11 protein-coding genes are annotated in these 13,741 nt (G+C 54.4%); 5 read left to right on the top strand and 6 right to left on the bottom strand.

Features of this window, described 5'->3' with window-relative positions:
• Positions 1–40 precede the first annotated feature (40 nt).
• The gene (leuA, locus tag WCC56_RS16520) at positions 41–1,714 is read left to right on the top strand and encodes a 2-isopropylmalate synthase (RefSeq protein WP_424693427.1); all 1,674 of its coding nucleotides are present in this window, start codon (positions 41–43) and stop codon (positions 1,712–1,714) included.
• Here leuA and WCC56_RS16515 read toward each other — a convergent pair.
• The 3 genes from WCC56_RS16515 to gltP form a co-directional block, all read right to left on the bottom strand.
• Positions 1,687–2,460, bottom strand: coding sequence for an AraC family transcriptional regulator (locus WCC56_RS16515; RefSeq protein ID WP_424693426.1), 774 nt, complete (start codon positions 2,458–2,460; stop codon positions 1,687–1,689). The genes leuA and WCC56_RS16515 overlap by 28 nt on opposite strands.
• 117 nt (positions 2,461–2,577) lie before the next feature.
• Positions 2,578–4,122: a methyl-accepting chemotaxis protein gene (locus WCC56_RS16510; RefSeq protein ID WP_424693425.1), complete on the bottom strand. Its 1,545-nt coding sequence runs from the start codon at positions 4,120–4,122 to the stop codon at positions 2,578–2,580.
• Positions 4,123–4,514: 392 nt separating this feature from the next.
• Complete coding sequence (gene gltP / locus WCC56_RS16505) at positions 4,515–5,816, bottom strand: glutamate/aspartate:proton symporter GltP (protein WP_424693424.1); 1,302 nt, start codon at positions 5,814–5,816, stop codon at positions 4,515–4,517.
• Between the two features lie 532 nt (positions 5,817–6,348).
• Here gltP and acs point away from each other — a divergent pair.
• The 3 genes from acs (at position 6,349) to WCC56_RS16490 (ending at position 10,426) form a co-directional block, all read left to right on the top strand.
• Positions 6,349–8,304, top strand: a complete 1,956-nt coding sequence (acs, locus tag WCC56_RS16500; RefSeq protein WP_424693423.1) for an acetate--CoA ligase — start codon at positions 6,349–6,351, stop codon at positions 8,302–8,304.
• Positions 8,305–8,459: 155 nt separating this feature from the next.
• The gene (locus WCC56_RS16495) at positions 8,460–8,771 is read left to right on the top strand and encodes a DUF485 domain-containing protein (protein ID WP_424693422.1); all 312 of its coding nucleotides are present in this window, start codon (positions 8,460–8,462) and stop codon (positions 8,769–8,771) included.
• On the top strand, positions 8,768–10,426 hold the full coding sequence (locus WCC56_RS16490) for a cation acetate symporter (RefSeq protein WP_424693421.1): 1,659 nt from the start codon (positions 8,768–8,770) through the stop codon (positions 10,424–10,426). The genes WCC56_RS16495 and WCC56_RS16490 overlap by 4 nt, the downstream gene beginning before the upstream one ends.
• Positions 10,427–10,466: 40 nt before the next feature.
• Here the strand turns inward: WCC56_RS16490 and WCC56_RS16485 are convergent, their stop codons facing one another.
• From WCC56_RS16485 to WCC56_RS16475, 3 genes are all read right to left on the bottom strand, one after another.
• A complete protein-coding gene (locus WCC56_RS16485) occupies positions 10,467–11,012 on the bottom strand; it encodes a YfaZ family outer membrane protein (RefSeq protein ID WP_424693420.1) in 546 nt (181 codons plus the stop codon).
• 144 nt (positions 11,013–11,156) lie between these two features.
• Entirely contained in the window at positions 11,157–11,855 is a 699-nt protein-coding gene (locus WCC56_RS16480; protein ID WP_424693419.1) for an LrgB family protein, read from the bottom strand.
• On the bottom strand, positions 11,848–12,276 hold the full coding sequence (locus tag WCC56_RS16475) for a CidA/LrgA family protein (RefSeq protein WP_424693418.1): 429 nt from the start codon (positions 12,274–12,276) through the stop codon (positions 11,848–11,850). The genes WCC56_RS16480 and WCC56_RS16475 overlap by 8 nt, the downstream gene beginning before the upstream one ends.
• A gap of 100 nt (positions 12,277–12,376) precedes the next feature.
• On the opposite strand from WCC56_RS16475, the gene WCC56_RS16470 reads away from it, so the two are divergent.
• Positions 12,377–13,294: a LysR family transcriptional regulator gene (locus tag WCC56_RS16470; protein ID WP_424693417.1), complete on the top strand. Its 918-nt coding sequence runs from the start codon at positions 12,377–12,379 to the stop codon at positions 13,292–13,294.
• Positions 13,295–13,741: the final 447 nt, after the last annotated feature.

Below are 13,741 nucleotides of genomic sequence, written 5' to 3'. Positions count from 1 at the left end.
CGCCAGGTCATGATAGCGTTCCCATTTCAGGAGACTCATCATGTTGTTATCCCCCGCAGAAAAATACCCTTCTTCACCCGTGCTGGCCTTGACGGACCGTCAGTGGCCGGGAAAAACCCTCACTAAGGCCCCCCGCTGGTTATCTACCGACCTTCGCGATGGCAATCAGGCGCTGGCAGAGCCAATGGACAGCCAGCGCAAAATGCTGTTCTGGAAACTGCTGCTGCAGTGCGGTTTTACGGAAATTGAAGTCGCTTTCCCTTCAGCTTCACAGACTGACTTTGCTTTCGTTCGCGAACTGATCGAAGGCCATCACATCCCCGAAGAGGTCACCCTTCAGGTGCTGACTCAAGCCCGCAGTGACCTGATCGACCGCACTTTTGTGGCGCTTGAAGGCGCACATCGAGCCACCTTGCATCTGTACAACGCCACTGCCCCGGTTTTTCGCAAGCTGGTCTTTCGTCAAAGCCGCGAAGAAATCATCACCCTGGCCGTCAATGCCACCAGGCAAATCAAACAGCGATGCGAAGAGAATCCCGCAACGCACTGGACGTTTGAATACTCCCCGGAGACGTTCTGTTTCACCGAAAGTGACTTTGCGCTGGAGATATGTGAAGCCGTAGCAGCCGTCTGGCAACCCTGTGCCGATCGCCCGATGATCGTCAATTTACCGGCCACGGTGGAAGTGAATACCCCGAATGTGTATGCCGATCAGATTGAGCACTTCTGCCGCCATTTTTCTGCCCGTGATCAGGTTTGCATCAGCGTCCATCCGCATAACGACCGCGGAACCGGAATTGCCTGCGCAGAACTGGCGATGCTGGCAGGGGCTGACCGTGTAGAGGGCTGTCTGTTTGGCAACGGTGAACGTACCGGCAATGTCGACCTGGTGACGCTGGCGCTGAATTTATATACGCAGGGTATTTCGCCAGGTCTGGATTTCAGCCAGATAAAGCAGGTTGTGGAAACCGTGGAACAGTGCAATCAGCTGCCAGTTCATCCGCGCCATCCTTATGCCGGTGAACTGGTGTTTACCGCCTTTTCAGGTTCGCACCAGGATGCGATCAAAAAAGGCTTCAGTGCGCGCCAGCGGCATCCTGAAGCTCGTTGGGAAGTCCCTTATCTCCCTCTCGATCCGGCGGATATTGGCTGTAGCTATGAAGCGGTGATCCGGGTAAACAGTCAGTCTGGTAAAAGCGGCGCGGCCTGGATGATTGAGCAAAATCATGGTCTTTCGCTGCCAAGAGCCCTGCAACAGCATTTTAGCCAACATGTACAGCAGCAAGCCGACAGCGAAGGCGGTGAAATGACTCAGGCCGCTATCTGGCAACTGTTCTGCCGTCTGTACGGGTTAACGTCACCCACCTTATTACTCCATGATTACCGCAGCCAAAGCGAGGGCGGCGAACTGCTGTTACAGGGTGAGGTAGTGCAGGACGATAAACGTAAGAAATTGGAAGGAAAAGGCAAAGGTCTTCTGTCTGCTGCCGTGGCGGCATTGAGCAAAACCTATAACGCCACGCTGTCGATCCAGGATTATCACGAACACACGCTGGGGCAACACAGCGACAGTCGATCGGTAACCTACCTGCGCTGCATCTTGCCTGACGGACAAAGCAGTTGGGGAGTGGGCATAGATGGCGACGTTGCCAGAGCGTCTTTGCAGGCGCTGTTAAACGCCTTCTCTCACTGGGCGTCTCTTGACGGAAAATAATCGCTGGGCGCCACGCCCATAATCCGTCGGAACATGGCGCTGAACGCGCTGTGGCTTTCGTACCCCATATCCAGCGCCACACGCAGTACGGGTTCACCCGCTGCCAACCGCGTCAGGGCTTCCATTAGCCTGGCGCGCCGCACCCAGTCACTGAACTGCAATCCGGTTTCCTGCTGAAAACGCCGGGCCAAAGTCCTGCTGCTAACACTCAGTTGGCTGGCGGTATTCTCCAGCGTCCAGCAGTCGGCTGGCTCGGCCCGGATGCGGTGGCACAAGTTGACAAGCGGGGGACTTTGCGGCTCTGGCAGGCAAAAGGGAAGCGCCGCCATCACCCTGATCTCATCCAGCATCAGCTCATAAATACGCTCAGTGCGAGTGTTGGGATGATAAGACTCAGGCAGAGCCAGCGAGGTCACAATCAGTTCCCGCAATAAAGGCGAAACCTGCACCACCTGACAAGTCACCGGTAAATCAGCTCTGGCCAGCGGATCGATAAACAGGGTTCTGGCCGCCACCTGACCGGTAATCTGTAAAGCATGGCGCACACCAGCGGGCATCCAGACACCGCGTCCCGGCGGAACGATCCAATGACCGGATTTAGTTTCTACTCTGACCACGCCCGTCAGGCTGTGAATCAATTGCGCGCACTCATGATGATGCATCGGCTCGCGATCGCCATGCTGATAATCATGGGCGAAGGGGATTAATGGGCGGGACGAAAATTCGGGTATGAAGGTTGTCGACATAACGATTACCGGCGGCAGCTTTCAGAGAAACTTATCATGCTACCGGTATGAAGGGCGAGTCGATCTGCGGGGACAGGACAAAGGGAAAGTCTCAACAGCCCTTTGTCCTGCGAACGGTTAACGAAAAACGCTGATAGCTTCCACCAGACGAGTCGCCTGCCGCGTCATGCGACCAGAGGCTTGCGCCCCCTCTTCCACTCGGGCGGCGTTTTGATGCGTGATATTATCCAGGTCTTCCACCGCCAGGCTGACTTCTCTCAGTGCCGTAGCCTGCTCGGAAGTCGCCGCACTGATTTGGGCAATCAGGGAAGTGACGTTCTGCACCTGACTGACGATGTTGCCCATCGTTTTTCCGGCATCGTTAACGTGATCGCTGCCCAGCCGCACTTTGGTTGCGCTATTCTCGACCAGGTTTTTTATTTCACTGGCGGCTTTGGCGCTGCGCTGAGCCAGGCTGCGAACTTCTCCTGCCACTACCGCAAAACCTTTACCCTGCTCGCCCGCTCGCGCGGCTTCCACAGCGGCGTTCAGTGCCAGAATGTTGGTCTGGAAAGCAATGCCGTCGATCACACTGGTAATACTGGCGATTTTCTTCGAACTTTCATCAATTTCGGCCATCATCGTCACCATCTCATGCATGGCTTTGCCCCCTTTGGTGGCCACGTCGCTGGTGCTTTTCGACAGTGAATTCACCTGCTGAGCCGTTTCGGTATTGCTCTGCACCGTAGCCGTCATCTCATTCATGGTGGCAGCCGTTTGCTGCACGTTCGCGGCGGCCTGCTCGGTGCGGCGGCTCAGTTCGTTATTGCCGTGAGCGATAGCATCACTGGCGCTCAGCACATTGATAGCCTGACCACTGACATCATCCACCAGCCAGCGGAACATCAGCCCCAACTGACCCACAGCGCGCAACGTCATGCCAATTTCATCTACCCGATCCGTTTCGTCCACTTTGTGGCTGGCACCGGTCGCCACTTTAAGTGCCTGCTGGCACATGCGCTCAATCGGACGGGAAATCTGCTGCTCAAGCCAGACAGAAGTCAGCATCAACAGCACAGCCATTACACCGGCAAAAATCGCCAGCGACTGACCAGGCAAACCCAAAAAGCCCACGCCCAGAACAGACAGCGGCAGCAAAGCCAACATCGCCGTACGGATCCGCCAGCGCAGAGGCAAGGTTTTGAGTGCGGTGGTCCAGCGCAGCATGCCGGTTCTGAGCAAAAGGCCCTTGTGGAAACGCCAGCCTTTGCGTTTACCTTCGCGGAATTCGCGGTACAGCTTTTCGGTTGCCTGCACTTCCTGCCTGCTGGGCTTGGTGCGTACCGACATATAACCTTGCGCTTTTCCATCCCTGACCACCGGAATGGCATTGGCCCTTACCCAATAATGATCGCCATTTTTACGGCGGTTTTTCACCAGTCCCGTCCACGGCTCGCCTTGCTTTAAGGTAGCCCACATATCGGCAAAGGCTTCCGGCGGCATATCCGGATGGCGGACCATGTTATGCGGTTGGCCGCTGATCTCTTCCGGCGAAAATCCGCTGGCCTCAATAAAGGCATCGTTGGCATAGGTGATGTGGCTGCTGGTATCGGTGGTCGACATCAGCGTGGCACGATCGTCAAACACATATTCCTGCTGTGTAACGGGCAAATTTGTACGCATGGGTCACTATCCTTGAGGCTGTCGCCAGGATTGGGGTTAGGCAGAAGAGTTATGTTTTTTTATAGTTTCGGCCGGAAACGAGTGAACTTTAGCGACTTAACCTAACTTTCTCGCACCAGACCAAAAAGCGTGCAAAGCCCTTCCGGTGCGTGATTAGTACAATTTGAACCGGTTCCAGAGCAATCAATGCCCCTGAAATTACTGAGCCATTATTGTCAAGCAGGGTTTTAGAGTATTGCGGATATATCTTTGAGGAAGACAGGTAAGTGGCTGGACATTCAGTGGCACAGAACAGGTCGGCTGGGGGAGAATTTACCCGTTTTCGAGGTGGGACAGATCATCACTAACCAGTACTGGCAGCAGGAAAACCTGCCACCAGCACCAGACTATGATCAAGAAGCGGAGGCTATGGCCTTCATTTTTGTCTCATAGGCTACAGCCTGCTCAGCATCAAACTGGTTTTCCCACTTGGCGATAACCAGTACGGCCAGCGCATTCCCTACCACGTTCAGCGCGGTACGCGCCATGTCCATGATGCGGTCTACCCCAGCAATAAACGCCAGCCCTTCCAGTGGAATACCCACGCTACCCAGCGTGGCCAGCAGCACCACAAAGGAGACGCCCGGTACGCCTGCAATACCTTTAGAGGTCACCATCAGCGTCAGCACCAGCACGATTTCCTGACCAATAGAGAGGTCAATGCCGTACAGCTGGGCAATAAAGATGGCCGCGATGCTTTGATATAACGTAGAACCATCAAGGTTAAACGAGTAACCCGTTGGCACCACAAAGCTGGTGATAGATTTTGGCGCACCGTAGGCTTCCATTTTCTCCATGATGCGTGGCAACACGGTTTCAGAGCTGGAAGTGGAGTACGCCAGAATCAGCTCATCCTTCAGGATGCGCATCAGCAGGGTAATACGCAGACCGCAAATCCTGGCAACCGCGCCCAATACCACAAAGGCGAAGAACATGATCGCGGCGTAAACCAGGATTACCAGCTTAGCCAGCGGCCACAGCGAGGCAAAACCAAAGTTGGCAATGGTGACTGAGATCAGCGCAAATACCCCGATCGGCGCATAGCGCATGATCATATGCGTCACTTTGAACATCGCTTCAGAGGTCGAGCGGAACACCTTCAACAGCGGATCGCGGTGCTCAGAAGGCAGGGAAGAGAGCCCCAGCCCGAACAGCACGGAGAAGAAGATGATCGGCAGCATGTCACCTTTGGCGATAGCGGCAAAAATATTCTGCGGGATCAACGACAGGATAGTGGTGACAAGGCTATGGGCCCCGCCCTGAACCTGTGCCGTGGTCGCTTCATATTTAGAGATGTCCACCGTTGCCAGCGTCGACATATCAATGCCGTAGCCAGGTTGAAACACATTCGCCAGGGTAATCCCTACCACGATGGCAATGGTGGTTATCACTTCGAAATAGACGATGGTTTTTACGCCAATCCGCCCCAGTTTTTTCGCATCACCCACGCCGGCGATACCGACGATCAGCGTAGAGATAACAATCGGCACCACGATCATTTTGATCAGGTGGATAAAGATGTCGCCAGCCGGGCTGAGAATGTTGGTGATTAACCATTCACGTTCTCCCGGCTGATTATGCAATATAGCGCCGACGACGATCCCCAGTACTAACGCCGTCACTATTTGCCAGGCAAGGCTGAATTTTACTTTCATAACTTGTCTTTTTCCTTAACAAAACCCGATCTCCGCGCGCAGATAGCGGAATGAATCACTCTCAAGGGGAGTAGGCCGAAGTCGGCTAATTCGCGGATAATTGATGGTTGAAACCTGAATTTCAGGCGCGTGATAAGTACCATTTTCACTGGGTAAATTGCAACCCTAAGCGAGATGTGGCTACTTTATACCCTGAAGACAGGATAAAGCTCTGAAACAGCCCCATATAAACTAAGCCATTGTTATAGCTGGCAATATTTGTTAATGATAAAGCATATCTATGCAGATGAGGTCCTTGATCTGAAATAGGCCCGCGTTTCGGTTGTCTACTTTTTAATCAGGCACATGCCAGCATTTCGCGTTTTTGTGAGCGGGAGCAAGGGCCATTTTCGCCTCTTCTGAGGCTGTTTTGCTGCTTTTCATTACCTGTCGTTATGGCGTGATCTGTGGCGCAAAAAGCAAACAAAACTCCCCGGCTCGCTTCAATTAACCATTGATTGACATATCATTAACATCTTCAAGGAGAATAGCCATGAGCCAACAACACCGACATCCTGTTCCCGCCAACATTGCGGAAAACACTCTGATCACCGCCCAGCAGTATGAGTCGATGTACCAGCAGTCCGTGCAGGACCCCGATGCCTTTTGGGGCCAGGAAGGTAAAATTCTCGACTGGATCAAGCCTTATACCGCGGTGAAGAACACCTCGTTCGCGCCGGGGAATATCGATATCCGCTGGTTTGAAGACGGCACGCTGAACCTGGCGGCCAACTGCCTGGACCGCCATCTGCACAGCCGCGGTGACCACCCCGCGATAATCTGGGAAGGTGATGATGCCAGTGAAAGCAAAACCCTGACTTTCCGTGAGTTACACCGGGAAGTGTGCCGCTTCGCCAACTCGCTGCTCGAACTGGGCGTGAAGAAAGGCGATGTGGTTGCTATTTATATGCCAATGGTGCCAGAAGCGGCCGTTGCCATGCTAGCCTGCGCCCGCATTGGCGCGGTGCATTCCGTTATTTTTGGCGGCTTTTCACCGGAAGCCGTTGCCGGACGCATTATTGACTCCAACGCCAAACTGGTGGTCACCGCCGATGAAGGCGTGCGTGCAGGCCGTACTATCCCGTTAAAGAAAAACGTCGACGATGCACTGGCGAATCCTGGCGTCAAAACGATCACCAACGTGGTGGTTTTCCGTCGCACCGGCAAAGATATCGGTTGGGAAAATGGCCGCGATCTGTGGTGGCACGAGCTGGTGAATAAAGCCAGCGCCCACCACCAGCCAGAAGAGATGAATGCGGAAGATCCGCTGTTTATCCTTTATACCTCTGGGTCCACCGGCAAACCGAAAGGCGTGCTGCACACCACCGGCGGCTATCTGGTGTATGCCGCCACTACCTTTAAGTATGTCTTTGATTATCATCCGGATGACGTCTACTGGTGTACGGCCGATGTAGGCTGGATCACCGGCCACAGCTATTTGCTGTATGGCCCGCTGGCCTGTGGCGCCACCACGTTGATGTTTGAAGGCGTGCCAAACTGGCCGAAACCAAGCCGTATGGCAGAAGTGGTTGATAAGCACAAAGTCACTCTGCTTTACACCGCGCCAACGGCAATCCGTGCGTTAATGGCGGAAGGCGACAAGGCGATTGAAGGCACCGACCGCTCCAGCCTGCGCATTATGGGATCAGTAGGTGAGCCTATTAACCCGGAAGCCTGGGAATGGTATTACAACAAGATTGGCGACGGCCGTTGCCCGATTGTGGACACCTGGTGGCAGACGGAAACCGGCGGTTTTATGATCACCCCGTTACCTGGCGCTACCGAGCTGAAAGCTGGCTCAGCCACTAAGCCGTTCTTCGGCGTGCAGCCTGCGTTGGTAGATAACGAGGGGAATCCTCAGGAAGGCGCTGGCGAAGGTAATCTGGTGATTGTTGATTCCTGGCCGGGCCAGGCGCGAACGCTGTACGGCGATCACGATCGGTTTGAGCAGACCTACTTCTCTACCTTCAAAAACATGTACTTCAGCGGTGACGGAGCCCGTCGCGATGAAGATGGCTATTATTGGATCACTGGTCGTGTGGATGACGTGCTGAACGTTTCAGGCCACCGTCTTGGCACTGCTGAGATTGAGTCGGCGCTGGTGTCGCACCCTAAAATTGCCGAGGCTGCCGTAGTCGGCATTCAGCATAGTATCAAAGGCCAGGCGATTTATGCCTACATCACCCTGAACAGTGGCGAAGAGCCTTCAGCGGAGCTGTATACCGAAGTGCGCAACTGGGTGCGTAAAGAGATTGGCCCGATTGCCACACCGGATGTTCTGCACTGGACGGACTCGCTGCCTAAAACCCGCTCGGGCAAAATCATGCGCCGCATTCTGCGCAAAATTGCCTCTGGCGATACCAGCAATCTTGGCGATACCTCAACGCTGGCCGATCCTGGCGTAGTGGAAAAGCTTCTTGAAGAGAAACAGTCTATTAAGATGCCCTAACGGCATTTCACTCTTCAAAGAATTAAAACAGTCGTAACGGCAGATGGGCAGCGTAATAAAAAGATCCGAATAACGCTGCCCATTATTCTTTTCACTAACCGCCACATTTCAAAAAAAATAATACCCTACAGCGACATACCTCTGGAGACTCTGTGATGAATGACCTTATTTATCAACGGATAGAAAAGAGTGCGCGTTTTAAGGAACTGGTGAGAAAACGCCAGGCCTTTGCGACTCTGCTTTCCTTGATCATGCTCATCCTGTACGTAGGTTTTATTCTGTTAATTGCCTTTGCGCCCGGCTGGCTGGGCACGCCAATACACGAAGGCACCAACGTCACCCGTGGTATTCCCATTGGCATTGGCCTGATCGTTATCTCTTTCCTGCTGACCGGTGTGTACGTCTGGCGTGCCAACGGTGAATTTGACCGCTTAACCCGTGAACTGCTGAAAGAGGTGAAAGGATGAAGCGCCCTAATTTACTTCTCTGCCTGGCGGCGCTGCTGCCTTTTTCTGCCGTTGCAGCGGATGCTATTACCGGAGCAGTGCAAAAACAGCCCATCAATTACGAAGCGATCGTGATGTTTGTCATTTTCGTCGCTTTTACGCTGGGTATTACCTACTGGGCTTCTAAACGCACCCGCTCACGCAGCGATTATTATACGGCTGGCGGTAATATCACCGGCTTTCAGAACGGTCTGGCAATGGCGGGAGACTTTATGTCTGCCGCTTCTTTTTTGGGTATTTCCGCGCTGGTTTATACCTCCGGTTATGACGGATTGATCTATTCGCTGGGCTTCCTGGTTGGCTGGCCAATTATTCTTTTCCTGATTGCCGAGCGTCTCCGCAACCTGGGACGTTATACCTTCGCTGATGTGGCCTCTTATCGCCTGAAACAGCTGCCGATCCGGACCCTTTCAGCCTGTGGTTCGCTGGTTGTGGTGGCGCTGTATCTGATTGCGCAGATGGTAGGCGCAGGTAAACTTATCCAGCTGCTGTTCGGTCTGGATTATCCTGTTGCCGTGGTCCTTGTCGGCATTTTGATGGTGCTCTATGTGTTGTTCGGCGGCATGCTGGCAACGACCTGGGTGCAGATCATCAAAGCCGTGCTGCTGCTGTTTGGCGCTTCGTTTATGGCGTTTATGGTGATGAAGACTGTCGGCTTCAGCTTCAATAATCTGTTTACTCAGGCGATGGCGGTTCACCCGAAAGGGATTGAGATCATGCGGCCTGGCGGGCTGGTTCACGATCCGATCTCCGCGCTGTCACTTGGGCTGGGGCTGATGTTTGGTACCGCTGGCCTGCCGCATATTTTGATGCGCTTCTTCACCGTCAGCGATGCCCGTGAAGCGCGTAAAAGCGTGTTCTACGCCACCGGCTTTATGGGCTATTTCTACTTCCTGACCTTTATTATCGGCTTCGGCGCAATTCTGTTGGTGGGTGCCAACCCGGCATTTAAAGATGCCAGCGGCGTGCTGATTGGCGGCAACAATATGGCGGCGGTGCATCTGGCTGATGCGGTCGGCGGCAGTCTGTTCCTTGGCTTTATCTCGGCGGTTGCCTTTGCCACCATTCTGGCGGTTGTGGCGGGTCTGACGTTGGCGGGCGCTTCTGCCGTCTCGCATGATCTGTATGCCAGCGTGTTCCGTAAAGGGCAGGCTACCGAGTTGCAGGAGTTGCGGGTGTCGAAGATTACCGTGGTGCTGTTGGGCTTTGTCGCCATCGCATTAGGGATTATGTTCGAGAAACAGAACATCGCCTTTATGGTTGGGCTGGCGTTCTCCATCGCGGCGAGCTGTAACTTCCCGATTATCCTGCTGTCGATGTACTGGTCGAAGCTGACCACGCGTGGCGCAATGATTGGTGGCTGGCTGGGGCTGATCACCGCGGTGATGCTGATGGTGTTAGGCCCAACGATCTGGGTTCAGGTGCTGGGGAATGCGAAACCGATCTTCCCGTATGAGTATCCGGCGCTGTTCTCTATGTTAGCGGCGTTTATCGGCACGTGGCTGTTCTCGGTGACTGATAGCTCTACATCGGGCGCAGAGGAGCGTCAGCGCTTCCGGGCACAGTTTGTGCGTTCACAGACGGGTGTGGGGATTGAAGGCGGGAAATCTCACTAAGCAAGCTTTGAGGGGCGGATCGAGCGATCCGCCCTGCGCATCAGAAGTGAACTGAAGCACCAACGTAGGGACCATCAGCAATAACGTTGTCTTTACGACCGTCTTTACCGTTCATGGTCATGTACTTATAGCCTACACGCACATCAACCAGCGAGATTGGCTGGAAGCTAACACCACCAGAAGCTTCCTGGTAGTTGTCGATGTGGCTTGAGAACGCGTCTGGAGAGTAGTAGTACTCGCCAAAGACGTTGAACATTTTGGTTACCGGCACTTTCACGCCAGCACCGACGGCAACGGCATAGCCATCTTTGCTGTCAGTTGGGTTGGTAGACATCACTTTCGCGCCAGGCGACAGGAAGACATCGCCGATAGCGACGTTATAACCCAGGCCCAGGCTTTCTACGTTGCCATCATGATCGCTACGCAGCCAGTCACCTGAAAGCGCAAAACCTGGGGAATTGGTGCCCAGACCTACATGCAGGTTGGTGTAATGTTCGCCGACTTCAACGCCGCCATCGATTGCCTGCGCGGATCCTGCCAGCGCCAGAAGCGCCAGTGCGCCTGCGGTAGTTGCCACTGCTTTCATTTTTTTTCTCCTGATGAATTTACTCACACCCTGTACGGGCGGCCTCGCAGAGTAAACCAACTGTCCACTTATTCCTATGAGACAACGCTGACAGAGCTCAGAATTTAGTTAACATTACAAAACAGCCGTAACAGGATGTTTCTATTACACGCTGGCCCACATTAAATGGCCGATGGCAGGCGCAACGATCACCGTCACGATCCCTGACAGCATCATCACCAGGCTGGAAACAACGCCCTCTTCCTGACCGATTTCGTAAGCGCGAGCCGTACCAGCACCGTGAGAAGCCGCGCCAAAACCGGCCCCTTTTGCCATTCCCTGCTTAACCGCAAGGCGGATAAACAGCAGGTCACCAACGGCCATGCCAAACACGCCGGTGATCACCACAAATAAGGCCACCAAATCAGGTTGCCCGCCAAGCTGTTTAGCGGCGGCCAGTGCAAAAGGCGTGGTGATAGATCGCACGGCCAGGCTGCGTTGGATCTCTTCCGGTAGCGTCAGCATCCGGGCCAGCCAGATCGAGCTGAACACGGCAACGGAGGTTGCGGTGATCACGCCTGCGGTCAGCGACATCCAGTGGCGGCGGATAATCGTCAGGTTCTCATACACCGGCACGGCAAAGGCCAGCGTGGCCGGGCCGAGCAGCCACAGCAGCCAGTGACTCTCACCGATGTAGTTCTGCCAGGAGATATGGGTGATCACCAGCAGCGCAACCAGCACCATGGGCGTCATAACCAGCGGCATCATCAGCAGTTTATGCCAGCGGCGATAGAGCCGTTTGTTGAGGAAGTAGATGGCCAGCGTGGCGAACAGACAAAGGATACTGACAATCAGATCATTCATGATTACGCGCCTGTTTACGTTCCGCCAGCCAGATTTCGAAGCGATAAACACGATCAACGACCCATGCCGTTGATGCCAGCACCAGCAGCGTGCTGATGCCGATCACCAGCATGATGCGCCAGCCTTCCACCCGCAGTAGCTGCGAGTAGTTAACCACCGCCACCACGGCCGGCACAAAGAACAGCAGCATTTCTGCCAGCAGCCAGCGAGACCCCGCTTTGACCCAGTCCAGCGGCAGGATGCGCAGCATAATCAGTGCCAGCAGAAGCAGCATTCCGACGATATTGGCAGGCAGCGGCAGGTGGAACCGGTCCACCAGCTGCTGGGCCACCAGAAAGAAACCGATATAAAGAATGACCTGTAATGGAACCTGAACACGTTGCAACCAGCCCGTTCTTTGCGGATGTAGTGCTAACGCCATAATGATTTCTCCCAATGTTGCGAGTCAGTAGTATAAATCGGTTACAAAGAGTGAAAAAAATGACTTAATATTATCCAAACTATGCCATTCAGGAATGTTTATGGACGTCCGAGCCCTGCGCTATTTTGTCGAAGTAGTACGCCAGCAAAGCTTTACCCGGGCGGCGGAACAGCTGTTTGTGACCCAGCCCACCATCAGCAAGATGCTGCGTCAGCTGGAAGATGAGTTGGGCTGCACACTGTTGATCCGCGAGGGTCGCAAGCTGCATCTGACCGATACCGGGCAGGCGGTTTATCAGCGAGGGCTGACCATCCTGCAGGAGTTTAAGCAGCTGGAAGCGGAGATCTCCGATATCAATGATTTAAAAACCGGTGAGCTGAGGCTGGGCATTCCGCCAATGGTGGGCATGCAAATAGCGGGATCGATCTCGGCTTTTCGTCAGCGTTATCCGGGTGTGGAACTGAAGATTTCTGAGTTTGGTGGCCTGACGGTGCAGCAGGCGGTGTTGTCCGGCACGCTGGACATTGCGCTGACGGCGCTGCCAGTGGCGGATGATTTGCCGCTTAACGCCCTGCCGCTGATGAGTCATCCGTTGTGCGTGCTGGTGCCGCGCACCGCCGAGTGGTTAAGGCGCACGCATATTCCCATCGCGGAGTTAGCCGGGCATCCGATCCTGATTTACAACGAAGAGTTTTCGTTGAACCGCCAGTTGATGAAGGCGTTTCAGACCAGCGGGTTTGCACCGCAGATCGCGGTGCGCAGCGGGCAATGGGATTTCCTGGCGGCAATGGTGCAGGCAGGAATGGGCGTAGCCATTTTGCCAGAGCCCATTTGCCAGCGTCTGGATAAGAAGCATCTGCTGTGGCTGCCGTTAGAGTCGGATCTGGTGTGGGAGCTGGGGTTAATCTGGCGCGAGGGCAGTTACCTGTCGAAAAGCGCCCAGGCATGGATAGCCTGCTGCCGGGAGTTCTGGCCAGGCCAGGCACCTACGTTGTCGGTTGGCGGATTGAAGGGCTGAAGGTCAACATCGGCTACGGTGATAAGGCGTCAGCATAGAGCTCATTCCTGAGGTCAAAACCGGCGCGGTGGTAAGGCGTCAGCATAGAGCTCGTTATCCGAGACGCTCGTAGGGGAAAATGTAGCCTCTCCTAAACTCGCAACATTTGTGGAAGCCTGGATGCAGCATCCCTGCTGCATACACTCGGCTAACGAGCGCTATGCCGCCACCCAATCACATTTGCATCGTTGAGTGGTTTGGGGGATACACAGGTCACAGACCGGCGCTGAGTGGATTTTGAAGTGTGCGTCCACAATTGACTATGCAACGATGAAGCTTACGGGAAGGGAGAGAAGGTTGATAAGCAAAGTATCTGCGACATGGACGTCGCAGCTAAGCCTCCAGGGAGGATTCACGGCGTCTTTGTGTTCAACCTTCTCTCCCTGACCTGCCGCCAGACCCTTCAGA

Origin of the sequence: Erwinia sp., assembly GCF_049696395.1 — a bacterium.
Classification (GTDB): Bacteria; Pseudomonadota; Gammaproteobacteria; order Enterobacterales; family Enterobacteriaceae; genus Erwinia.
Note: the sequence above shows the minus strand (reverse complement) of the source record. Positions and strands in the feature narration are given on the sequence as shown.